The 22,084-nt window shown below is 65.3% G+C and carries 20 protein-coding genes; 11 read left to right on the top strand and 9 right to left on the bottom strand.

All coding sequences use genetic code 11. The annotated features are described in order from the left end of the window. Positions 1–77: 77 nt before the first annotated feature. Entirely contained in the window at positions 78–1,394 is a 1,317-nt protein-coding gene (locus tag I6F12_RS22855; RefSeq protein ID WP_225157260.1) for a UDP-glucose/GDP-mannose dehydrogenase family protein, read from the bottom strand. Positions 1,395–1,597: 203 nt separating this feature from the next. Here I6F12_RS22855 and I6F12_RS22850 point away from each other — a divergent pair, with 203 nt between their 5' ends. The 3 genes from I6F12_RS22850 to I6F12_RS22840 all read left to right on the top strand — a co-directional run bounded on the left by I6F12_RS22850 (position 1,598) and on the right by I6F12_RS22840 (position 6,911). Continuing rightward, complete coding sequence (locus I6F12_RS22850) at positions 1,598–2,665, top strand: acyltransferase family protein (RefSeq protein WP_225157259.1); 1,068 nt, start codon at positions 1,598–1,600, stop codon at positions 2,663–2,665. Between the two features lie 259 nt (positions 2,666–2,924). Further along, positions 2,925–6,005 carry a DNA polymerase I gene (gene polA / locus I6F12_RS22845; protein WP_225157258.1) on the top strand — a complete coding sequence of 1,027 codons (3,081 nt, stop codon included), beginning with the start codon at positions 2,925–2,927 and terminating at the stop codon, positions 6,003–6,005. Between the two features lie 270 nt (positions 6,006–6,275). Then, positions 6,276–6,911 carry a LysE family translocator gene (locus tag I6F12_RS22840; RefSeq protein WP_057027515.1) on the top strand — a complete coding sequence of 212 codons (636 nt, stop codon included), beginning with the start codon at positions 6,276–6,278 and terminating at the stop codon, positions 6,909–6,911. 159 nt (positions 6,912–7,070) lie between these two features. Here the strand turns inward: I6F12_RS22840 and I6F12_RS22835 are convergent, their stop codons facing one another. Next, positions 7,071–7,697: a glutathione binding-like protein gene (locus tag I6F12_RS22835; protein WP_036014128.1), complete on the bottom strand. Its 627-nt coding sequence runs from the start codon at positions 7,695–7,697 to the stop codon at positions 7,071–7,073. A gap of 184 nt (positions 7,698–7,881) precedes the next feature. Between I6F12_RS22835 and pyrE the strand changes: the two genes are divergently transcribed. Both pyrE and I6F12_RS22825 read left to right on the top strand, forming a co-directional pair. Then, the gene (gene pyrE, locus I6F12_RS22830; protein WP_036014130.1) at positions 7,882–8,445 is read left to right on the top strand and encodes an orotate phosphoribosyltransferase; all 564 of its coding nucleotides are present in this window, start codon (positions 7,882–7,884) and stop codon (positions 8,443–8,445) included. A gap of 217 nt (positions 8,446–8,662) precedes the next feature. Further along, positions 8,663–9,466, top strand: a complete 804-nt coding sequence (locus I6F12_RS22825; RefSeq protein WP_036026471.1) for a DUF2865 domain-containing protein — start codon at positions 8,663–8,665, stop codon at positions 9,464–9,466. Between the two features lie 61 nt (positions 9,467–9,527). On the opposite strand, the gene I6F12_RS22820 is transcribed toward I6F12_RS22825, so the two are convergent. The 7 genes from I6F12_RS22820 to I6F12_RS22790 form a co-directional block, all read right to left on the bottom strand. Beyond that, complete coding sequence (locus I6F12_RS22820; RefSeq protein ID WP_036026470.1) at positions 9,528–9,959, bottom strand: hypothetical protein; 432 nt, start codon at positions 9,957–9,959, stop codon at positions 9,528–9,530. A gap of 270 nt (positions 9,960–10,229) precedes the next feature. Beyond that, positions 10,230–10,901, bottom strand: a complete 672-nt coding sequence (gene pdeM, locus I6F12_RS22815; protein ID WP_050995974.1) for a ligase-associated DNA damage response endonuclease PdeM — start codon at positions 10,899–10,901, stop codon at positions 10,230–10,232. A gap of 42 nt (positions 10,902–10,943) precedes the next feature. Beyond that, entirely contained in the window at positions 10,944–13,529 is a 2,586-nt protein-coding gene (locus I6F12_RS22810) for a ligase-associated DNA damage response DEXH box helicase (protein ID WP_225157257.1), read from the bottom strand. 250 nt (positions 13,530–13,779) lie between these two features. Continuing rightward, the gene (locus I6F12_RS22805) at positions 13,780–14,145 is read right to left on the bottom strand and encodes a nuclear transport factor 2 family protein (RefSeq protein ID WP_036014140.1); all 366 of its coding nucleotides are present in this window, start codon (positions 14,143–14,145) and stop codon (positions 13,780–13,782) included. 113 nt (positions 14,146–14,258) lie between these two features. Then, positions 14,259–14,609, bottom strand: coding sequence for a RidA family protein (locus I6F12_RS22800; protein ID WP_036014142.1), 351 nt, complete (start codon positions 14,607–14,609; stop codon positions 14,259–14,261). A 128-nt stretch (positions 14,610–14,737) separates the two neighbouring features. Beyond that, the gene (locus tag I6F12_RS22795; protein WP_036014144.1) at positions 14,738–15,655 is read right to left on the bottom strand and encodes a PHB depolymerase family esterase; all 918 of its coding nucleotides are present in this window, start codon (positions 15,653–15,655) and stop codon (positions 14,738–14,740) included. A 3-nt stretch (positions 15,656–15,658) separates the two neighbouring features. After that, a complete protein-coding gene (locus I6F12_RS22790; protein WP_225152063.1) occupies positions 15,659–17,317 on the bottom strand; it encodes an FAD-binding dehydrogenase in 1,659 nt (552 codons plus the stop codon). A 281-nt stretch (positions 17,318–17,598) separates the two neighbouring features. Between I6F12_RS22790 and I6F12_RS22785 the strand changes: the two genes are divergently transcribed. The 6 genes from I6F12_RS22785 to I6F12_RS22760 all read left to right on the top strand — a co-directional run bounded on the left by I6F12_RS22785 (position 17,599) and on the right by I6F12_RS22760 (position 21,981). Beyond that, positions 17,599–18,120, top strand: coding sequence for a hypothetical protein (locus I6F12_RS22785; RefSeq protein ID WP_036014153.1), 522 nt, complete (start codon positions 17,599–17,601; stop codon positions 18,118–18,120). Positions 18,121–18,265: 145 nt separating this feature from the next. After that, positions 18,266–18,460, top strand: a complete 195-nt coding sequence (locus I6F12_RS22780) for a hypothetical protein (RefSeq protein ID WP_036014155.1) — start codon at positions 18,266–18,268, stop codon at positions 18,458–18,460. A gap of 24 nt (positions 18,461–18,484) precedes the next feature. Beyond that, the gene (locus I6F12_RS22775; protein ID WP_225157256.1) at positions 18,485–19,075 is read left to right on the top strand and encodes an SCO family protein; all 591 of its coding nucleotides are present in this window, start codon (positions 18,485–18,487) and stop codon (positions 19,073–19,075) included. An 89-nt stretch (positions 19,076–19,164) separates the two neighbouring features. Continuing rightward, positions 19,165–20,100: a transporter substrate-binding domain-containing protein gene (locus I6F12_RS22770; protein WP_225147234.1), complete on the top strand. Its 936-nt coding sequence runs from the start codon at positions 19,165–19,167 to the stop codon at positions 20,098–20,100. Positions 20,101–20,296: 196 nt separating this feature from the next. Further along, the gene (locus I6F12_RS22765; protein ID WP_225157255.1) at positions 20,297–21,214 is read left to right on the top strand and encodes a sulfite exporter TauE/SafE family protein; all 918 of its coding nucleotides are present in this window, start codon (positions 20,297–20,299) and stop codon (positions 21,212–21,214) included. Next, the gene (locus I6F12_RS22760) at positions 21,211–21,981 is read left to right on the top strand and encodes a TIGR02186 family protein (protein ID WP_036014162.1); all 771 of its coding nucleotides are present in this window, start codon (positions 21,211–21,213) and stop codon (positions 21,979–21,981) included. The genes I6F12_RS22765 and I6F12_RS22760 overlap by 4 nt, the downstream gene beginning before the upstream one ends. Positions 21,982–22,084 lie beyond the last annotated feature (103 nt).

Raw genomic sequence — 22,084 nt, 5'->3', positions numbered from 1 at the left:
ACGTCCTCGACCAGAAAACAGACGTGGATGGCCGGGACAAGCCCGGCCATGACGAATTTATGTGGAGCTGGGAACGATCAGCCCTGCACCGCCGGCCGACCGACGCTCTCGTAGACGAAGCCGGCGGCTTCCATGTCTTCGGGGCGGTAGATGTTGCGGAGGTCGACGACGACCGGCTGCGCCATGGTCGCCTTCAACCGGTCGAGATCGAGCGCGCGGAACTGGACCCATTCGGTGACGATGACGAGAGCGTCGGCGCCTTGCGCGCAGGCATAGGCGTCCTCGCAATAGGTGATATCGGGCAATTCGCCCTTGGCCTGCTCCATGCCGACGGGATCGAACGCCTTCACCTTCGCGCCCATGTCGATCAGGCCCGTTACCAGCGGGATCGACGGCGCATCGCGCATGTCGTCGGTGTCGGGCTTGAAGGTGAGGCCCAGCACCGCAACGGTCTTGCCGCGCAGATTGCCGCCGAGCGCCTGGCTCACTTTGCGCGCCATCGCGCGCTTGCGGTTCTCGTTGACCGCCAGCACCGATTCGACGATGCGCAAGGAGACGTCGTAGTCCTGCGCGATCTTGATCAGAGCCTTCGTGTCCTTCGGGAAGCACGAGCCGCCGAAGCCGGGACCGGCATGCAGGAATTTCGTGCCGATGCGGTTGTCGAGCCCGATGCCGCGCGCGACCTCCTGAACGTTGGCGCCGGCCTTCTCGGACAGATCGGCGATCTCGTTGATGAAGGTGATCTTGGTCGCGAGGAACGCGTTGGCGGCGTATTTGATCATCTCGGCGGTGCGGCGCGCGGTGAACATCAGCGGCGCCTGGTTCAGCGACAGCGGACGGTAGATGTCGCCCATCACCTTGCGGCCGCGCTCGTCGGAGGTGCCGACCACGATGCGATCCGGGAATTTGAAATCGCGGATCGCCGCACCCTCGCGCAGGAACTCAGGGTTCGAGGCGACAACCACGTCGGCCTTGGGATTGGCCTCGCGGATGATGCGCTCGACCTCGTCGCCGGTGCCGACCGGCACGGTCGATTTCGTCACCACCACGGTGAAGCCGGAAAGCGACTGCGCGATCTCTTTCGCGGCGGCGTAGACGTAAGACAGGTCGGCGTGTCCGTCGCCGCGGCGCGAGGGCGTGCCGACCGCGATGAACACGGCATCGGCATCGGCGACCGGCTGCTTCAGGTCGGTGGTGAAGTCGAGCCGCTTGGCTTTCACATTGTTCGCGACCAGCTCGTCGAGGCCAGGCTCGTAGATCGGGATCTCGCCGCGATGGAGTGCCGCGATCTTCCTCTCGTCCTTGTCGACGCAGGTGACGTCGTGGCCGAAATCCGCAAAGCAGGCGCCGGACACCAATCCCACATAGCCCGTGCCGATCATCGCAATTCGCATGAAAAATCCTGTTCCAGCTTGGTTAACGGACGTCCAACTCAGCCCAATCCGGGGCGGTTTAGCATTTTCCCGAGGCCATGGAACAGTCCGCATGCAAAAACCGGCCCGCGATTTGAACCGGTAAAGAAGTCGGAAACTACTGGGCTCCAAACTGCCCCAGGCCCGCACAGGCACGGGCGGAACGCGCCTCGAAAAGGGACACCATGGCACGATCAGGCACAATCGCGGCGGCCAGCCCCTCCACGGCCGCTTCGGGCGCGCGTATCGACTGGGTCGACTACGCCAAGGGCATCTGCATCGTCATGGTGGTGATGATGCATTCGGTGCTGGGGGTGGAGCTTGCCGCCGGGCAGACCGGGTTCATGCACGTGCTCGTAGCCTTCGCAAAGCCGTTCCGGATGCCGGATTTCTTTCTGATTTCGGGCTTGTTCCTGTCCCTGGTGATCGATCGGGACTGGCGAACCTATCTCGACCGCAAGGTGGTGCATTTCGCCTATTTTTATGTCGTCTGGGTGACAATCCAATTTGGTTTCAAGGCCCCGGCCTTTGCGGCCGAGACCAGCTGGCAGCATGTTGGCCTGCTGTATCTCGAATCTTTCATCGAGCCGTTCGGCACGCTGTGGTTCATCTATCTGTTGCCGGTCTTCTTCGTCGTCACGAAACTGACACGCAAGGTCCCATCGCTCGCGGTCTGGCTCGTCGCCGCCGCGCTGGAGACCGCGCACATCACGACCGGCTGGACCGCCATCGACGAGTTCTGCGCACGCTTCATCTATTTCTATTCGGGCTATTTGTTCGCGCCCTACGTGTTCGCCCTGTCGGACCGGGCGCGGAAGCATCCGGCGCTGGCGCTTGCAGCGCTCGCTGCCTGGGCGCTGATCAATGCCGGCCTCGTCGCAGCGGGCGCCAGCGAGTGGGCGATCGTCTCGCTCGCGCTCGGCTTCGCCGGCGCCTGCGCCATCATCGCCGCGGGCACGCTGCTCGCGCGGGCGCACTGGCTCAACTTCCTCCGCTTCTGCGGCGAGCATTCGATCGTGATCTATCTCGCCTTCTTCTTGCCGATGGCGGCGACGCGGACGCTGCTGCTGCGCACGGGCATCATTCCTGATATCGGCACGGTGTCGCTGCTCGTCACTATCGCCGGCGTGCTCGGTGCGCTGGCGATCTGGCAGGTCGCGCTCCGCCTCAATGCGCGCTTCCTGTTCGAGCGGCCCGATGCGTTCTGGATCGCGCCGAGGAAGGCGGGCGTGCGGTTACAGGCAGCGGAGTAGCTGCCCTCTCGGTGTCGTCGCCCGGCTCGACCGGGCGACCCAGTACGCCGAGAGCATTGATTGAGCCGAGAAGCCGCGGCGTACTGGATTCCCCGCTTGCCGCCTACGCTAGAGCTTCGGCGTGCCCAAGACCGAGACCTCGGCGAAGCCTTGGCGTAGCCGGGTCGCGGGGAATGACAGCGGGGATTAGTCGCGCTACCGGCCCAAAAATCCGCCTCCCAAGGCTGTCAAAGTCCGCAAAAATTCATACATTGCGGCCATGCCCAAGACATCTCCGAAGACCACCGCCAAAGCTGACACCAAGGCCGCGCCGAAAGCTGCCGCAGAGACCAAGCCCGCTGTTGCCAAGGCTGCTGCCAAACCGGTCGCGGCGAAGGCGGCCGGAAAGGGCGACCATGTCTTCCTGGTCGACGGTTCCTCCTACATCTTCCGCGCCTATCACGCGCTGCCGCCGCTGAACCGCAAATCCGACGGGCTCCAGGTCAACGCCGTGCTCGGCTTCTGCAACATGCTGTGGAAGCTGCTCCGTGAGATGCCCGAGGACAATCGGCCGACGCATCTGGCCATCATCTTCGATAAGTCGGAGATCACCTTCCGCAACAAGATCTATCCGGACTACAAGGCGCACCGGCCGCCGGCCCCCGACGATCTCATTCCGCAATTCGCGCTGATCCGCGAAGCCGTGCGCGCCTTCGACCTGCCCTGCCTGGAACAGATCGGCTTCGAGGCCGACGATCTCATCGCGACCTATGTGCGCCAAGCCTGCGAGCGCGGCGCCAGCGCCACCATCGTGTCGTCCGATAAGGACCTGATGCAGCTCGTCACCGATTGCGTCACGATGTACGACACCATGAAGGACCGCCGCATCGGCATATCAGAGGTGATCGAGAAGTTCGGCGTGCCGCCGAACAAGGTGGTCGAGGTGCAGGCGCTCGCGGGCGATTCCACCGACAACGTGCCGGGCGTACCCGGCATCGGCATCAAGACCGCGGCGCAGCTGATCACCGAATATGGCGATCTCGACCAATTGCTGTTCCGCGCCGGCGAGATCAAGCAGCCCAAGCGGCGCGAGGCGCTGCTCGAGAATGCGGAGAAGGCGCGCATCTCGCGGCAACTCGTGCTGCTCGACGACAAGGTCGAGCTGGAGGTGCCGCTGGACGACCTCGCCGTCCACGAGCCCGACGCGCGCAAGCTGATCGCCTTCCTCAAGGCGATGGAATTCACGACGCTGACGCGGCGCGTCGCCGAATATGCGCAGATCGATCCCGCCAATGTCGATGCCGATCCCGGCTACGCCAGCGGCGCCAGCGTGTTCACGACGCTGCCGCCCTCGGACGTGGTGCCCACACCAGGCACGGGAACTCCGGCGCCGGCCCGGCCGAACCAGCCCAACAAGTCGGCAGGCAAGGAGGACAAGGCTGCGAGCCCGAAGGGGGCGCCGATCTCGCTCGCCGCCGCACGCGAAGAGGCGCTGCGCAAGCTTCCTGTCGATCGCGGCAAATACCAGACCATCAAGACGCTGAAGGAGCTCGACGCCTTCATCGCGCGCATCCATGACGCCGGCCATGTCGCGATCGAGACGAGAGCGAGCTCGATCGATCCGATGCAGGCCGATCTCTGCGGCATCGCGCTGGCGCTGGCGCCGAACGAGGCCTGCTACGTGCCGCTGGCGCACAAGCAATCCGGCGGCGGCGCCGGCCTGTTCGATGCCGGCCTTGCGCCGGACCAGGTCAAGCATGACGACGCGCTGCAAGCGCTGCGGCCGGTGCTGGAATCGGCGGGCATCCTCAAGATCGGCTTCGACGTCAAGTTCACGGCCGTGATGCTGGCACAGCACGGCATCACCCTGCGCAACATCGACGATGCGCTGCTGATCTCCTACGTGCTCGATGCCGGCCGCGGCTCGCATGCGCTGGAATCGTTGTCGGAGCGCTGGTTCGGCCATGCCATGCTGAAGGAAAGCGAGCTGCTCGGCAGCGGCAAGGGCAAGATCACCTTCGACCAGGTGCCGATCGACAAGGCCGCACCGCTGTCAGCCGAAGGCGTCGACATTGCGTTGCGGGTGTGGCGCGTGCTGAAGCCGCGCCTGGTTTCCGAGCACATGAGTGCGGTCTACGAGACGCTGGAGCGGCCGCTGGTCTCCGTGCTTGCGCGTATGGAGCGGCGCGGCATCTCGATCGACCGCCAGGTGCTGTCGCGTCTGTCCGGCGACTTCGCCCAGACCGCAGCGCGCGTCGAGGCCGAGATCCAGGAGATCGCGGGCGAGCCGGTCAATGTCGGCAGCCCCAAGCAGATCGGCGACATCCTGTTCGGTAAGATGGGATTGCCTGGCGGCACCAAGACCAAGACCGGCGCGTGGTCGACCACCGCACAGGTGCTCGACGAGCTCGCCGAGCAGGGCCACGACTTCCCGAAGAAGATTCTGGAGTGGCGCCAGGTCTCCAAGCTGAAATCGACCTACACCGACGCGCTGCCGACCTACGTCAACCCGCAGACCCACCGCGTGCACACCACCTACGCGCTGGCTGCGACCACGACGGGGCGCTTGTCGTCGAACGAGCCGAACCTGCAGAACATTCCGGTGCGTACCGAGGACGGCCGCAAGATCCGCCGCGCCTTCATCGCCACGCCCGGGCACAAGCTGGTCTCGGCCGATTATTCACAGATCGAGCTGCGGCTGCTGGCCGAGATCGCCGACATTCCGGTGCTGAAGCAGGCGTTCCGCGATGGGCTCGACATTCACGCCATGACCGCGTCGGAAATGTTCGGTGTGCCGATCAAGGGCATGCCGAGCGAGATCCGCCGCCGCGCGAAAGCGATCAATTTCGGCATCATCTACGGCATCTCCGCCTTCGGCCTCGCCAACCAGCTCGGCATCGCGCGCGAGGAAGCCTCCGCCTACATCAAGAAGTATTTCGAGCGGTTCCCCGGCATCCGCGCCTATATGGACGAGACGCGCGATTTCTGCCGCAACCACGGCTACGTCACCACGCTGTTCGGCCGCAAGTGCCACTACCCCGACATCAAGGCTTCGAATGCCTCGGTGCGCGCCTTCAACGAGCGCGCCGCGATCAACGCGCGGCTTCAGGGCACCGCCGCCGACATCATCCGCCGCGCCATGACGCGCGTGGAGGATGCGCTGGCCGCGAGGAAGCTGTCGGCGCAGATGCTGCTCCAGGTGCACGACGAATTGATCTTCGAGGTGCCGGACGACGAGGTCGAGGCAACGCTCCCCGTCGTGCAGAAGGTGATGCAGGATGCGCCGTTCCCGGCCGTGCTGCTCTCGGTGCCGCTGCATGTCGACGCCCGCGCCGCGAACAATTGGGACGAGGCGCATTAGCGCACTTCCTTACCTCTCCCCGCTTGCGGGGAGAGGTCGGATCGCCCTTCCGATCCGGGTGAGGGGGTGCAGGTCTATCGACGACCGCCCGTGTGGAGAAAGCCCCTCACCCCAACCCTCTCAGGGCGAGCGAAGCTCGTCCCGGCCCCGTAAGAACCGGGGCGAGGGAGCACACCGGCGCAAGACCTCGATTGTCCTCCGAGCAATTGCGCGATGGCCGCGCGATCCCGCGCATACTAGAACCGTGCCATCTCCCGCACCGGTTCAACCATGCCCCACACCTCCGCCTTGCTCGGCTTCGCCCTCGTCAGCCTCGGCCTCGTGCTCACGCCGGGACCGAACATGATCTACCTGATCTCGCGCTCGATCACGCAAGGCGGCGCGGCCGGCATCGTCTCGCTCGGCGGCGTGGCGCTCGGCTTCGTGTTCTACATGCTGTGCGCGGCGTTCGGTATCACGGCGCTGTTGCTCGCCATTCCTTTCGCCTATGACGCGCTGCGCTTTGCCGGTGCCGGCTATTTGCTGTGGCTCGCCTGGCAGGCGGTGAAGCCGGGCGGACGCTCGCCGTTCCAGGTGAGGAAGCTCGCGGTCGACAGCCCGCGCAAATTGTTCGTGATGGGCTTCATCACCAACCTGCTCAACCCGAAGATCGCGATGCTGTATCTGGCGCTGCTGCCGCAGTTCATCGATCCCACAGCGGGCAGCGTGCTCACGCAGTCGGTGGTGCTGGGCGCGATCCAGATCGCGATCAGCGTCAGCGTCAACGCGATGATCGCGCTCGCGGCCGGATCGATCGCGCTGTTCCTGGCGAACCGGCCGAGCTGGATGCTGGTGCAACGCTGGCTGATGGGCACCGTGCTGGCGGGACTCGCGGTGCGGATGGCGGTGGAAGCGAAGAGGGTGTGAGGATGGTCTTCACCTCACCCCGCCTGCGGGGAGAGGTCGAATTCGATCGCAGATCGAATTCGGGTGAGGGGGTACAGGTCTCTCGACCATCTCGCATGGGGAGAGAGGCCCCTCACCCCAACCCTCTCCCCGTAAGAACGGGGAGAGGGAGAAGAGAGCTTAATCCAGCTTCGCCTCCATCCCCCGCTTCACGGCCGGGCGCGCCATCAGGGCCTCGTACCAGCGCTTGACGTTGGGGAAGTCGGCCAGATCAACCTTGTGGCGAGGATGGCGCCAAGCCCAGCCCAGGATGGCAAAATCGGCAACCGAGAGCTCGCCGGCGACGAAGTCGTGCCCCTCGAGGCGGCGGTCGAGCACACCATAGAGCCGGCGCGTCTCGGCCATGAAGCGCTTCAGGCCGTAGGCCCGGTCCTGCTCGTTCTCGAGTGCGATGAAATGGTGTACCTGGCCGGGCATCGGGCCGAAGCCGCCCATCTGCCACATCAGCCATTCGTAGACCGGAATGCGTTGGATAAGCGATTTCGGCAGGAATTTGCCGGTCTTTTCGCCGAGATAGAGCAGGATCGCGCCGGATTCGAAGATGCTGACGGGCTTGCCCTCAGGCCCCTCGGGGTCGACGATCGCGGGGATCTTGTTGTTGGGCGAGAGCTTGAGGAACTCGGGCGCCATCTGCTCGCCCTTGGTGATGTTCACCGGGATCACCTTATAGGGCAGCCCCATCTCCTCCAGCGCGACCGAGATCTTGCGGCCGTTCGGCGTGTTCCAGGTATAGAGCTCGATGGTCATTCCGTGTCCTTCCCCAAGAGGCGTGCCCGAAGGCTTGCCCCCTCACCTACTCCAGAAGGTTGCGCCCTCACAACCTTTGGGCCGGGATGGCCGATCCCTGTTGACGGGAGACGCCCCCTCTGGAATGTCGCGTCGGTCGCGGATAAATTCCGCCCCCACCAAAAACGCTGTTTGAGGGACCGCCGTGTCGAAATCCGCCTCCCGCGCCCGCCTGTTCGAGATCATCCGCCGGCGCTCATTCGGCCGCGGCGAGGTGACGCTCGCGTCGGGCCGCAAGAGCGATTTCTACTTCAACCTCAAGCCGACCATGCTCGACCCCGAGGGCGCAACGCTGCTCGCCGAGCTGACTTACGAGGCGCTCAAAGACGACCAGCTCGATTTTATCGGCGGGCTCGAGATGGGCGCGGTGCCGCTCGCCGGCGCGCTGGCGCAGATCTCCTGGATCAAGGGGCATCCGATCGCGGCCTTCTTCGTGCGCAAGAAGCCGAAGGAGCACGGCGCGAAGCTCGCGATCGAGGGCCTGCCCAAGGGCGAGACGCTGGCGGGCAAGCGCGTCGTGATCGTCGAGGACGTCACCACCACGGGCGGCTCGGCGATGAAGGCGGTGGAATCGGTGCGCGAGGCCGGGGCCAATGTCGTGCTGGTGCTGACCATGGTCGATCGCGAGGAAGGCGCCACCGACACGTTCGGTGCGGCTGGCCTGCCGTTCCGCTCGCTGTACAAGGCGTCGGAATTCTTGAAGGGGTGAAGTGGCGGAAATTTCTCCGCCGTCGTGCCTCAATGTGTCCCGGTAGCAACCACCCGTCCAAAGCTGCGCCCGGCCTTAAAGAGGCCACCGCCTCGTCTTGAAACCGCCTACGCTCAACTGCTCATTTACCATCCCGCTTTATGGTGAATCGTGTGCTGAGATCGCTCGGTCCCAGCCGATTCAGTAGCGTCGGGTGGAGTAAGCATTGCGTACAGTCATGTCCCATGCGCGCCGGCGGCGTCGCGCTTCGCTTGTGGCCGCCATGCTGGCAGCGCCGCTGCTGGCGGCGCCGACCTCGGTTGCAGCCGAAGGCCTGTTCGATTTCCTCTTCGGCGGAATGCAGCAGCGGCCGCAGCGCGAGGTGCCGCCGGCGAACTCCCACGTCGATCCCTTCAGCAGCCAGCAGAATGGCGCCACGCCGCAATATGTGCCGCCGACCCGCTCGGCCGCGGCCGGTGGCTCGGGACCGGCCTTCTGCGTACGCAGTTGCGACGGGAAATACTTTCCGCTGATGCGCGGTCTCGTCTCACCCGCGCAGATGTGTCAGGCGTTCTGTCCTGCCAGCGCGACCAAGGTCTATTTCGGCTCGTCGATCGACGGTGCCTATTCACAGACCGGCGAGCGCTACGCCGACAGCGAGAACGCGTTCGCCTACCGCAAGGCGCTGCGCGCCGACTGCACCTGCAACGGCCGTGAACCCGTCGGTCTTGCCCCGGTCGACCTTGCGCTGGATTCCTCCCTGAAGGCCGGCGACGTGATCGCCACCAGCGACGGCCTCGTCGCCTATACCGGTGTCCGCGTCGGCAACGACCAGGCTGCGGATTTCACCCCGGTTGCCTCCTATCCCGGCCTCACCGCGCAGGTTCGAGCGCGGCTCGGCGAGATGAAGGTGGCGCCGGTGCGCGCCGAGACGGTGTCGGCAGATGCGCCAGCGTCAAACGAGATCGTGCGCGAGCCGCTGCCGGACGTGACAGTGCCGAAGACCGCCGCGAAGCCGGCGAAGCGGGCGGGGTTGGATTAAGCCTCACCTGTAACCACACCGTCATTGCGAGCGTAGCGAAGCAATGACGGAATTTGCGGCACTACCTCCCGATGATCACGCCGATCACATTCGGCGCCGCCAGATATTTCTCCTCGATCGCGGCGCGCGCGGAGGCGCGGTTCTCCGGCGTCAGGAGGCCGCGCTTCTCGGCCAGGATCATCCAGCAGAAGCCCCACCAATCGGTCAGCATGCCCTGATCGCCGACGAGGTCATAGCCCTGCTCCGCCGCGAAGATGCGCGCATGCGCTTCGTCCAGCGTGTCGAGAAACAGATGATCCTCGGACGAGAACAGATCGTCGCTGACATCGTCGATGGTGTAGCCCCAGATCGACTGGCACACCGCGTTGAACTCGCGGTCGAACTGGTCGTCATCGACCCTCTGGCGCCGCGCGGCCTGATGCAGCCGTGACAGCGAGCGCGCGAAATCGGCGATCCGGGTGAGGGCAAACTGGTCGAAGGCAATGGTGGACATGTAGTCCTCGCAAAGTCGGACAGACGCTAGATATTGTATCGGCGAGGCGCCGAATCACAATGATATATCAAAGACTTGCTAAAGTGTTCTTAATTTGTTCTGGGCGCACATGGAATCGAAAGGGGCCGCCCGAGGCGACCCCTTTGCCGGTTGCAATCTTGTTCGGGATGAAATCCAGCCCCGGCAAGCGCGGACGTTAATACCGACAGCGGGCTTTGCGCGATTCCGGAAAAATACCGGTCGTAGTGCTGTCCTAATGCAGCCGGCGCCTCAATGGCAGCGCGAGGCCGCAATGGCGTGGACGCGGCGGTCGCCGAGGAGATGGGCGACAAAGCCATTCGCCGGAAAGATCTTTGCGAAGGCTGGATCGCGGACGCTGAGGCCCCCCGCGTAAGCACCGAATGCCGGCATCACCGCCCGCATCCCGTCGCTGGCGAAGCAGCGGCGCTCCATCGAGCGGCCACGCGCCGAGACACGCGCCTTCGGATGCAGATGACCGGCGATCTCGCCGTGGGCGCCGGTGGGCTCGTGGCGGAAGGTGATCGGGCCGATCGCGACTTCGTCCGCGATGGTGCCGCCGAGATCGCGCGGCAGCATGGGGTCGTGATTGCCGGAAATCCAGATCCAGTCGCGGCCGGTCTGGAGTGCGGCCAAGGCGTCGCGGTCCTCGGCGGACAGGCGCTCATGCGCGCTGCGGTCGTGAAAACTGTCGCCGAGCGCGATGACCACTCGCGGATCATGGCGGGAGATGACAGCAGCGAGCCGGCCGAGCGTCGCAATGGTATCGTAAGGCGGCAGCAGGACGCCGCGCGTGGCGAAGCTCGAGCCTTTCTCGAGATGCAGGTCGGAGACGACGAGCAGGCGCTGCTCGTCCCAGAACAGCGCGCCGGAGAGATCGGCCGCAAAGGTCACATCGCTGATCGTGACTCTGGAAACGCGCATGTCCTCGACATCTCCCGAAATCAGCGCGCCTGCCGTCACGTCTTACCCGCTTCTATCCATCGCCTCTTTGACGAGCTCGTCGGCGGCTTCCGCCAAAAGCTCGTCTGCAGCTTCGCCATAAACTGACTCGCGGCCGATTTCCAGCATCACGGGCACGGCGAGCGGGGAGACGCGGTCGAGTTCCCGGTGCGTGATGCGGCCGTGGATGCGCATCAGCATGTCGCCGAGCCGGCGCAAATCGAGCAGGCCGGTGGCGGCATCGGCGCGCGCAGCGCGGAGCAGGACGTGATCGGCCTGGTGCTTGCGCAACACGTCGTAGACGAGATCGGTCGAGAACAGCACCTGACGGCGGCTCTTCTCCTCCCCGGTGTGGCGGCGCGCGATCAGGCCGGAGATGATGGCGCAGTTGCGGAAGGTTCGCTTCATCAGCGCGGATTCGGCGAGCCAGGCTTCGAGATCATCGCCGAGCATGTCAGGATCGAACAGCGCGTTGAGGTCGATCCGCCCATCGCGGATCATGAAGGAGAGATCACCGAGCCCCCAGATCGCCACGGCATATTCATTGGCGACGAAGCCGAGCGGACGCGCGCGAGCGCGCTCCAGCCGGCGCGTCAGCAGCATGCCCAAGGTCTGATGCGCGAGACGGCCCTCGAAGGGGTAGCAAACGAGATAATGCTTGTTGGCCCGCGGAAAGCTCTCGACCAGCAGCTCGCGGACCGCCGGCACTTTGCTGACATCCTTCTGCAGCGACAGCCAGTCGCGCACCTGCTCCGGCAAGCCGCCCCAGGCGCGGCCATCATCGAGCAGGCGGCGCACGCGCTCGGCGAGATAGGTCGAAAGCGGAAACTTGCCGCCCATGTAGGACGGCACCTTCGGGTCCTTGTCATGCGCGCGCGAGACATAGACCTGGTCCTCGACCAGGGTCTCGTAGCGCACCACTTCGCCCGAGAACACGAATGTGTCGCCGGGGGAGAGGCCCTCGATGAAGGCTTCCTCGATCTCGCCGAGCAGTCGGCCGCCGCGTGCGATCACGCCTGTGGATCCTGCAGCGCTGCCGCGCGAACGCACCAGCCGCACCTTCAGCATGTCGTCCTCGACGATGGTGCCGACATTCATGCGGTAGCTCTGCCGCACCTTGGGATTGGCGACGCGCCAGCGTCCCTCCTTGTCCTGCTTGATGCGAGCAAAGCGCTCATAGGTCTTCAGCGCATAGCCGCCGGAGGCGACGAAATCGACGACGTCGTCGAAATCCTGCCGCGACAGGCTTGCGTAGGGCGCGGCGGTGCGAACCTCGCCATAGAGCTCGTCGCTGAAGAACGGCTCGCCACAGGCACAGCCCAGAACATGCTGAGCCAGCACGTCGAGCGCGCCAGTGCGCAAGGGCGGCGTATCCTGCGCATTCTCGGCGATGGCGTCGATGGCGACGCGGCACTCCAGCACTTCAAAACGGTTGGCGGGCACCAGCACCGCGCGGGAAGCCTCGTCGAGGCGGTGATTGGCGCGGCCGATGCGCTGCATCAGACGCGAGGAGCCTTTTGGCGCGCCGATATTGACGACGAGATCGACGTCACCCCAGTCGACGCCGAGGTCGAGCGAGGAGGTGCAGACCACGCCGCGCAGCCGGCCCGCCGACATGGCGTCTTCGACCTTGCGGCGCTGGGCGACGTCGAGCGAGCCGTGATGCAGCGCGATGGCAAGGCCATCGTCGTTCATGCTCCAGAGATTCTGGAACAGCATCTCGGCCTGGCTGCGGGTGTTGACGAAGACCAGCGTGGTCTTGTTGGCCTTGATCAGCTCGTAGATTTCAGGGAGCGCGTGACGCGCGCTGTGACCGGCCCAGGGCAGCCGCTCGCGCGTATCGAGCATCTCGACCACGGGCGGCGCGGCGCCGCCGGCGACGACGATGTCGGCTGCCCGCTCCTTGCCGTCGGGCTGCGGCACCAGGAAGCGCGCGAGCTGCTCTGGCTCGGCTACGGTCGCGGACAAGCCGATCGCGCGCATCTGCGGCGCGAGGCGCCACAATCGCGCCAGCCCGAGGGAGAGCAGATCGCCCCGCTTGGACGTGACCAGCGCGTGCAGCTCGTCGAGCACGATGCGCTTGAGAGAGGAAAACAGGAACGGTGCGTCGTCGGAGGAGAGCAGCAGCGCGAGCTGCTCGGGCGTCGTCAGCAACACGTCGGGCGGATAGCGCCGCTGCCGCTGACGGCGCGACACCGGCGTATCGCCGGTGCGGGTCTCGACCTTGATGGGCAAGTCCATCTCGGCGATCGGACGCTCAAGGTTGCGCGCGATGTCGACGGCGAGCGCCTTGAGCGGCGAGATGTAGAGGGTGTGCAGGCCGCCGCTGCGCTGCACGCTGCGGCCGGTGGAGACGAGGTTCTTCTTCGCACCCGCGTCGCGTGTCAGCGGCTGCGTCGACAGCTCGACCAGCGTGGGCAGAAATCCGGCCAGCGTCTTGCCGGCGCCGGTCGGCGCAATCAGGAGAGCGGACCGGTCCTCGCGCGCCTTCTCCAGCAGCGCCAATTGATGCGCGCGCGGCGACCAGCCGCGGGCTGCGAACCAGGCCCGAAAGCGATCCGGCAGCAGGGCGGCCGGCTCGGTCGATGTCTGGAGGAGACGGGGCGGCACGGCATGACAGGTAAGCCGTAGGGATGGCTTCGTCGAGGGGGGCTATGGCCTGCGACAGGGCGATCGCACACGCGCTGTCCATTTGAGGCACGATAGACTCGACATCGTCATGGCCGGGCTTGTCCCGGCCATCCACGTCTTACCCGCGGCACGAAGAACGTGGATGCCCGGGACAAGCCCGGGCATGACGACCGCTTGTGAGGTCCAAATTTCGGTCCTCTCCTCGCCTGCGCGACGAGGGCCAGCGCTCTCACGCCCCGGCCGGGACCTGATCGAGAAATCCGGTCACGCTTCTGATCCGGCCGTCCTTCAGCACGGCGAAATCGGTGCCCTTGATCGGGCTGTCGGCGCCGTCAGGGCCAAGTCCCCACGAGAAGCGGATGTGATCGCCGTAGCCGTTGGGCTCGCCGATCAGCTTGAATGTGAAATCGGGAAAGCGCTGCTGCACACCTGCGATCAGCGCCTCGATGCCGTCCTGGCCGTCGCCCTTCATCACGGGGTCGACGTAGCTCGCATCCGTTGTCCAGCTTTCGCTCAGCAGCTCGCGGCGGCGGCCGGCACTGCGCTCGTTCCAGAGCTCGATGTAGCGGCGGGCGATGGTGACGGGGTCGGTCATGGTTCTCTCCTTCGATGGCGCCGTGTTGTCCGGCTGACTGTGACTATCGAAGGTTCACGCGCGTTGATCGATTACCTCGGAGGTCATCAACGCGCGTGAGGTTTTCGCAAAAATTACTTCGCCGCCGTCACCATGATCTCGACGGTGTATTGCGGGGCGGCCAGCTTGGCTTCGACGGTGGCGCGCGCAGGCGTATTGCCGGGCGAGACCCAGGCGTCCCACACAGCGTTCATCTCTGCGAAGGTCTTCATGTCGGTGATGTAGATCGTGGCCGAGAGCAGCTTCGACTTGTCGGTGCCGGCCTTGGCGAGGTGACCGTCGATGGTCGCCAGGATGTCCTGGGTCTGCTTCGTCACGCTTTCGCCGGCCGCCTTGTTGGCGACGACACCGGCGAGATAGACGGTGTTGCCGTGCACGACGACCTGGCTCATGCGCGGGCCGGTTTCTAAACGCTGAATGCTCATCTGGATCTCCTGGCTGGAATGGCGGCCCTGTCTAGCCCAGCGGTTTGCACTGTGCCACCCCTTGGCACGCGTGCGTTGCCTGCCACGCATGCGTTGCCCGGCACGCATGCGTGGGGCAGCAACGCCGTTCACGGAAACCGGCTGAAGAACGTCCAGATCGTTTCGGCGCCGTCGATGTCGCCGTTCTGCGGTCCGAGCAGGTTCCTGGCGACCTTCGGGAATCGGGCATCCGGAGCAAAGCCTGGCATGCGGTGGCCGCCGTGGTTGATGCGATAGAGCACGACGTCGTGCCCAGCCGGACAGCGCGAGCTGATACGCGTGACCGTGGACTGGTCCGCGGGCGCCGCGTCGGGCATGTCGGTGATCCCGGCGTCGTCGGTCTCGCAGCCATTGAGCCTGCGCCAGAACGCCAGCGTCTCATCCGTCGACCAGAATCCCTCTGCGGCAAAATAGCTCGATCCGCGCCCGCCCTCATAAGGGACCAGCGGATCTTCCGTCCCGTTCATGAGCAGCATCGGCAGCGGCCGCGACGGATGGCAGGTGACGGCGGCTTCGTCGTTGAGGTTCATGATCACACTCGCAGCCGCCGCAAACAGATCGGCCCGCGCGCAGGCCATGGTCATCGCCATGGCACCGCCATTGGAGACGCCGGCGACGTAGACGCGCTTCGCATCGGCCGTGCCGTCGGCCACCAGCTTCTCGACCAGCCTTGCGATGAAGGCGACGTCATCGGTGCCGACCGGTGGTCCGCGCAGGGCCGGCCCCGCCTTGGTGCGCGCGTCCGCCCATGCGTTGTTGAGCCCGTCCGGAAACACAACGGCAAGGCCCTCGCGCTTGGCAACCTGCGGCCAGGCCGTCCGCGTGACCATGTCGGCGCCGCGCTGGGTCTTGCCATGCAGCACGATGACGAGCGGTGCGGGCCGCTTGGCCGGCAGTTGCGCGGTGTAGGAGCGCTTCACCCCGTTGACATCGACCGTATCGGCGGACGCAGCCGAAGCTGCCGTCAAAGCAGCGATCAGCGTGGCGATGCGCATCCGCCGCCGCATGGTCTAGCCCACTGCCTTGGCGGCGGCACGGCCCGCATTGCGGCCCGAGAACAGGCAGCCGCCCAGAAAGGTGCCTTCCAGCGAGCGATAGCCATGCACGCCGCCGCCACCGAAGCCGGCGGCCTCGCCGACGGCGTAAAGGCCGGGAATGACGCGGCCCTCCTCCCCGAACACGCGGGAGTCGAGATCGGTCTCGAAGCCGCCCAGCGTCTTGCGGGTGAGAATGTTGAGCTTCACGGCGATCAGCGGCCCATGCGCGGGATCGAGGATGCGGTGCGGAGAAGCGGTGCGGATCAACTTGTCGCCGATATAGCGGCGCGCATTGTGGATGTTCATGACCTGCGCATCCTTGACGTAGGGATTGGCGATCTCGCGGTCGCGCGCCTCGATCTGCATCCTGATGTGCTCGAGCTTGAGGAGATCGCTGCCGGCGAGCTTGTTCATGGCCGCAACGAGCTCATCGAGCTTGTCGCGGACAATGAAGTCGACACCATGGCTCTTGAACGCCTCCACCGGCGCCGGCGCGCCCTTGTTGGTGGCGCGGCGAAGCGTCATGCGCCAGCTCTTGCCGGTCAGGTCCGGGTTCTGCTCCGAGCCCGACAGCGCAAACTCTTTCTTGATGATGCTCTGGGTCAGGATGAACCAGGAATAGTCGTAGCCGGTCGACGTGATGTATTTGAGCTGGCCGAGCGTGTCCGAGCCCGGGAATAGCGGCGCCGGCAGCCGCGTGCCTGTGGCGTCGAACCACATTGAGGAAGGACCCGGCAGGATGCGGATGCCGTGACGCGGCCAGATCGGGTTCCAGTTCTGGATGCCCTCGACGTAGTGCCACATGCGGTCGCGGTTGATCAGCCGCGCGCCGGTCTTTTCCGTGATGCCGATCATGCGCCCATCGACATGCTCGGGCACGCCGGAGATCATGAACTTCGGGGGCTCACCGAGCCGCTTCGGCCAGTTCTGCCGCACCAGCTCGTGGTTGCCGCCGATGCCGCCGGAGGCGACGATCACGGCCTGCGCCTTCAGTGCGAAGTCGCCGACCACGTTGCGCGAGGAGCTCTTGCCGCGCTCTGCATCATCGGGCGCAAGAACGACGCCGCTGACGCCATCCACCGTGCCATTGGTGACCGAGAGCGCATCGACGCGATGGCGAAATCGGAAGATCAATCGGCCGGTCTTCATCGCCTCGCGCGCGCGGCGCTCGAACGGCTCGACGATGCCCGGGCCGGTGCCCCAGGTGACGTGGAAGCGCGGCACCGAATTGCCGTGGCCCATCGCATCATATCCGCCGCGCTCGGCCCAGCCGACCACGGGAAAGAAGCGATGGCCCATCGCGCGCAGCCAGCCGCGCTTCTCGCCGGCCGCGAAGGCCACATAGGCTTCGGCCCATTGGCGCGGCCAGAAATCCTCGTCGCGGTCGAAGCCGGCGGTGCCGAGCCAGTCCTGCATGGCAAGCTCGTAGGAGTCCTTGATGCCGAGCCGGCGCTGCTCCGGCGAATCGACCAGGAACAATCCGCCGAACGACCAGAACGCCTGGCCCCCCAGCGACTGCTCGCCTTCCTGGTCGACAACCATCACGCGCTTGCCCGCATCAGCGATCTCAGTGGCGGCAACGAGGCCCGACAGTCCCGCACCGACGACGATGACATCCGTTTCTTCAACCATGCGCTTCCCCCTCCAAGTTCTTCTCCTCCTCAAGGGTTCCCCCCTGTAGTTGCCCGGATTGAAGCCAGCGGTTGCAACTGAGATCAAGGGTATGGCGCGCAAGACCTCGTTAACTTGTTCCACTTTGGGATGGAGACCGGCCGGGTGCAGCGCGGACGCAACACTGGATTTAATTTGTTTTGAGCCAGCAGGCCTGCCTAGACAAAGCCTCGGTTACGACCGACGCTAGCCGTGCATCATCACCTGACACACAGATTCGAATTCGACTGGGGCGGGGGAAAATGAATTTTCTGACGGGGTTGCTTGCGGCGGTTCTCTTGATCGCAGGCATGGGGGCTTCTCACGCGGTGGTTCGGATCGCGGATGACCGCGGCGGCCGGATCGGAACCTACGTCGACAAGTACCAGGACCTCAGGCAATCGGGCGAGACGGTCATCATCGATGGCCTCTGCGCCTCGGCCTGTACCATCGTTCTCGGTGCTATCCCGCACGACCGGATCTGCGTGACCTCGCATGCGACGCTGGGCTTCCATGCCGCCTGGGATTTCGGCGCCAACGGCCGCGCCATCACCAATCCCGAAGCGACCCAGATGCTCTATGCGATGTATCCCTCGCAGATCAGGCGCTGGATCGGCCAGCGGGGCGGCCTCACCCCGCGGATGCTCTTCCTGAGGGGCAAGCAGCTCCAGGCCATGTACAAGCCGTGCTACCTGGACGCGCAGGCCTCGACGACCAGGCCGTCGCGCCGGTCGCTCCCGCAAGCGGAGCCGCTCGAATCCGCCCGGGGCCAGCTCCTCCACTGACATCCACAGGCTGGCGGCGTCCTTTGGCGCCGCCGCGGCGTCTTGCCAGCTGGCGGAGCCTTGCCTGCTGGCGGCGCCTTGCCCGCAGCCGGCGCAAAGCCTATCTGAAAGCCAGGGAACCGGGGCCTTCGTCCCGATCGTTGTCATGGCTCAACCGCTGCACCCGGCACATCGGCTATCGGACAATTCGCCCACTGCCGGGCGGATGCCATCCGTGCTGCTGTGGGCGGGCGCTGCAATCGGCGGTCTCGCCGTGATCGGCGCGCTGGCGCTCTGGTTCCACTATGGCAGCCAGGTGTTCTTCGAAATGATCAGGACCGGCTTTGCCGCCTGCTTCTGACCTGCGACAGGAAGTTTTCCGCCCATGAGCTCCGCCACCCGTCCGATGGTGATCGCGACCGCCTTCGCTACAAGCCTCGTCGTCGGGCTCCTGATCATGTTCTGGGCCATGGGCGGGGTCGGCAAGGTGGCACAGCCGGCCGCGATCGGCGGCCCGTTCCAGCTGACCGACCAGAACGGCAAGGCCGTCACCGACAAGAGCCTGAAGGGCAAGCCGACCCTGATCTTCTTCGGCTACACCCATTGCCCCGACGTCTGCCCGACCTCGCTGTTCGAGATCTCGGAAGTGCTGCGCGCGCTGGGCAAGGACGCCGACAAGGTCAATGCCATCTTCATTTCGGTCGATCCCGAGCGCGACACGCCGGCGACGATGAAGGATTACCTGTCGAGCTTCGATCCGCACCTCCAGGGCCTGTCCGGCGACCCCGCCGAGACCGCCAAAGTGATCTCCTCCTACCGGGTCTATGCCAAAAAGGTCCCGACTAAGGACGGCGATTACACGATGGACCACACCGCGCTGATCTACCTGATGGACCGCGAGGGCAGGTTCGTCTCGCCGTTCAATTTGAAGCGGACGCCGGAAGAGGCAGCCGTTGATTTGAAGCGCTATCTCTGAGCTTCACGCTGGCCACAATCGGCGCTCGCGTTCCCGGCGGGATGGTCTATAAGGCCCTCCGATCCCGACGAAATTCATTCCTTCGGCCGATGGCTCCATCGCAACAGGCGAAATCGCTTAAATCTGTCCGTGGCTTGCTGGCAGGGCTGGCTGCTGGCCTTTGCCTGCTCGGCGGCCTCACCGAGGCGAACGCGCAAGCTCCCGCCAAGCGGCCTCCGGCTGCGCCACAGACCACCCCTCAGGCGGCGCCCCAGGCCGCCCCGCAGGCGGTGCCCGGGTTCTGGGACCCGCGCCGGCGCCCCGAACGGCCGGACCTGTCCCGCCTGACCGTGATCCGCTTCCTGACCGAGACCGACTATCCGCCGTTCAACTACACCGGTGCGGACGGCAATCCGGCCGGCTTCAACGTCGATTTCGCCCGCGCCCTGTGCGAGGAGATCAAGGTCACCTGCACGGTGCAGATGCGGCGTTTCGAGACGCTGGTCGATGCGCTCACCTCCAACCGGGGCGATGCCATCATCGCCTCCATGGCGGTGAGCCCGCAGCTGCGCGCCCGCGTCGACTTCACCGATCCCTATTACCGCGTGCCGGCGCGCTTCGTCTCGCGCAAGGATGCGGTGATGCCGGAGATCCGCCCCGAATATCTCGAGGGCAAGAAGGTCGGCGCCATCGCCGGCTCGGCGCACGAGGCGTATCTCAAGGCGATGTTCACCGACGCCGAGCTGCACGCCTACCCCAATGACGATGCGATGCGCGCAGCTCTGCGCAGGGGCGAGGTCGACTTCATCTTCGGCGACGCCATCTCGCTGGCGTTCTGGATCAACGGCACGGATTCGGCCGATTGCTGCGCCTTCTCCGGCGGTCCGTTCGTCGAGAGCCGTTTCTTCGGCGAGGGCATCGGCATCGCCGTGCGCAAGGGCAACGACGTGCTGCGCCAGGCCCTGAACTGGTCGATGTTCCGGATCTGGGAAAAAGGCCGCTACACCGATCTCTGGCTACGGTATTTCTCGGTCAGTCCGTTCTGACCTTTCGCCTCTCCGCCTGCAGCGGGAGTGCGGACGATCGCAGAGATCATCACGCGCGCGTCATACCCATTCACCACGCCTGAAATTCCCGGTCCCGCCCGCCCGCGAATTCCGCTATTGAAGGACGCGGCAATCGTTCCGTCCTCTCCGCGAGCATTCCGCGTTCGTCGATCCGTCTCGCCTGTGCGCAGGTTCAATGCAGCTTTACCTCCCGATCGCCGATCTTCCGGTCAACGTCTTCCTGGTGCTCGCCATGGGCGCGGCGGTCGGCTTCGTCTCCGGCATGTTCGGCATCGGCGGCGGCTTCTTGATGACGCCGCTTTTGATCTTCATCGGCATCACGCCGGCGGTCGCGGTGGCCTCCGTGGCGAGCCACATCGCGGCCTCCTCCTTTTCCGGCGCCCTCTCCTATTGGCGGCGGCGCGCGATCGATCCGGCGCTGGCGAGCGTGTTGTTATGCGGCGGCGTGACCGGCACGACGCTCGGCGTCTGGACCTTCACCCAGCTGCGGGCGCTCGGCCAGCTCGACCTGATGATCGCGCTCTCCTACGTCGCGCTGCTCACCACGGTCGGCAGCCTGATGTTCTCGGAAGGATTGCGCGCCTTGATGCGGACCCGGCGCGGGGCGCTGCCGCCGCGCCGCACCCACAACTGGATCCACGGCCTGCCGCTGAAGATGCGGTTCAAGCGCTCGAAGATCTATCTCTCGGTCATCCCCGTGGTGATCGTCGGCATCGTGATCGGTTTCATCGGCGCCATCATGGGTATAGGCGGCGGCTTCATCCTGGTGCCGATCATGATCTATCTCTTGAGGGTGCCGACCTCGACGGTGATCGGGACCTCGATGGTTCTCACCGTCGTCACCATGCTGTTCGCGACCATGCTGCACGCGGCGACCAATCACCTCGTCGATGCCGTGCTGGCGCTGATCCTGATGGTCGGCGGCGTCACCGGCGCGCAGTTCGGCGCCCGTGCCGGCCAGAAGATCCGCGGCGAGCAGCTGCGGCTGCTGCTGGGCTTGCTCATCCTCTCGGTCGGAATCCGCTTCGCGATCGAGCTGGTGATCCAGCCCTCCGATCTCTTCACCATCCGTGAGCTCGGAGTGAGCCGATGAGGCGCATGCTTCTCGCCATCGTCCTCGTCCTGCTGCTCGGCGGCGCTGCGCGGGCCGAGCGGCTGATTGTGTCGGTCTCGAATCACCGGGTCACGGTGACGCCGAACTATTCGGGCGAGGAGCTGGTGCTGTTCGGATCGGTCGAGAAGGATACGACGACGCCCGCCGACCGCACCGCCTACGATCTCGTCGTCACCGTGATGGGCCCGCGCGCCGACATGGTGACGCGGCGGAAGGAGCGCACCTTCGGCATCTGGATCAACACCGACTACCGCCAGTTCCTGCAGGTGCCGAGCTATCTCGCGCTGTTCGCCAACCGCCCGCTCGACGCCATCACCTCGCCCGAGATCGCGCGGCGGCAGCAGATCGGGCTCAACAACGTGCTGCTGACGCAGCGGGTCAGCGGCGACTTTGCCGACGTGGTGCCCAACGATGCGTTCCGCTCGGCCTTCATTCGCCTGCGCACCCAGCGCGGGCTCTATCGCGAAGACGGAAGCGCGGTCACGTTCCTGACGCCGACGCTGTTCCGCACCGGCATTCCGCTGCCCGCGGAGGTGCCGATCGGCACCTATGAGATCGAGATCAAGTTGTTCGCCAACGGCGCGTTCATCGGCAAGACCGAGACCGCGTTCGAGATCGTCAAGGTCGGCTTCGAGCAGTTCGTCGCCACCACTGCCCGCCAGAATGGCCTGATCTACGGCCTCGCCACCGTTGCGATGGCGCTGATGACGGGGTGGATGGCCTCGATCGTGTTCAGGAAGGACTAGCCCCCCGTCATTGCGAGCGCAGCGAAGCAATCCAGACTGCCTCCGCTGCGGCAGTCTGGATTGCTTCGTCGCAAGAGCTCCTCGCAATGACGATAGTGAACAG

Source organism: Bradyrhizobium sp. IC4059, assembly GCF_020193615.1.
Taxonomy (GTDB): Bacteria; Pseudomonadota; Alphaproteobacteria; order Rhizobiales; family Xanthobacteraceae; genus Bradyrhizobium; species Bradyrhizobium yuanmingense.
Note: the sequence above shows the minus strand (reverse complement) of the source record. Positions and strands in the feature narration are given on the sequence as shown.

What these genes read in the sequence shown, in the direction of transcription:
- I6F12_RS22790 (WP_225152063.1), bottom strand. Translation starts at nt 17,317, where the DNA reads ATGGTTGAAGAAACGGATGTCATCGTCGTCGGTGCGGGACTGTCGGGC.
- I6F12_RS22850 (WP_225157259.1), top strand. Translation starts at nt 1,598, where the DNA reads ATGGCACGATCAGGCACAATCGCGGCGGCCAGCCCCTCCACGGCCGCT.
- polA (WP_225157258.1), top strand. Translation starts at nt 2,925, where the DNA reads ATGCCCAAGACATCTCCGAAGACCACCGCCAAAGCTGACACCAAGGCC.
- I6F12_RS22825 (WP_036026471.1), top strand. Translation starts at nt 8,663, where the DNA reads ATGTCCCATGCGCGCCGGCGGCGTCGCGCTTCGCTTGTGGCCGCCATG.
- I6F12_RS22805 (WP_036014140.1), bottom strand. Translation starts at nt 14,145, where the DNA reads ATGACCGACCCCGTCACCATCGCCCGCCGCTACATCGAGCTCTGGAAC.
- I6F12_RS22780 (WP_036014155.1), top strand. Translation starts at nt 18,266, where the DNA reads ATGGCTCAACCGCTGCACCCGGCACATCGGCTATCGGACAATTCGCCC.
- I6F12_RS22765 (WP_225157255.1), top strand. Translation starts at nt 20,297, where the DNA reads ATGCAGCTTTACCTCCCGATCGCCGATCTTCCGGTCAACGTCTTCCTG.
- I6F12_RS22775 (WP_225157256.1), top strand. Translation starts at nt 18,485, where the DNA reads ATGAGCTCCGCCACCCGTCCGATGGTGATCGCGACCGCCTTCGCTACA.
- I6F12_RS22785 (WP_036014153.1), top strand. Translation starts at nt 17,599, where the DNA reads ATGAATTTTCTGACGGGGTTGCTTGCGGCGGTTCTCTTGATCGCAGGC.
- I6F12_RS22835 (WP_036014128.1), bottom strand. Translation starts at nt 7,697, where the DNA reads ATGACCATCGAGCTCTATACCTGGAACACGCCGAACGGCCGCAAGATC.
- I6F12_RS22855 (WP_225157260.1), bottom strand. Translation starts at nt 1,394, where the DNA reads ATGCGAATTGCGATGATCGGCACGGGCTATGTGGGATTGGTGTCCGGC.
- I6F12_RS22840 (WP_057027515.1), top strand. Translation starts at nt 6,276, where the DNA reads ATGCCCCACACCTCCGCCTTGCTCGGCTTCGCCCTCGTCAGCCTCGGC.
- I6F12_RS22770 (WP_225147234.1), top strand. Translation starts at nt 19,165, where the DNA reads ATGGCTCCATCGCAACAGGCGAAATCGCTTAAATCTGTCCGTGGCTTG.
- pdeM (WP_050995974.1), bottom strand. Translation starts at nt 10,901, where the DNA reads ATGCGCGTTTCCAGAGTCACGATCAGCGATGTGACCTTTGCGGCCGAT.
- I6F12_RS22795 (WP_036014144.1), bottom strand. Translation starts at nt 15,655, where the DNA reads ATGCGGCGGCGGATGCGCATCGCCACGCTGATCGCTGCTTTGACGGCA.
- I6F12_RS22800 (WP_036014142.1), bottom strand. Translation starts at nt 14,609, where the DNA reads ATGAGCATTCAGCGTTTAGAAACCGGCCCGCGCATGAGCCAGGTCGTC.
- I6F12_RS22820 (WP_036026470.1), bottom strand. Translation starts at nt 9,959, where the DNA reads ATGTCCACCATTGCCTTCGACCAGTTTGCCCTCACCCGGATCGCCGAT.
- I6F12_RS22760 (WP_036014162.1), top strand. Translation starts at nt 21,211, where the DNA reads ATGAGGCGCATGCTTCTCGCCATCGTCCTCGTCCTGCTGCTCGGCGGC.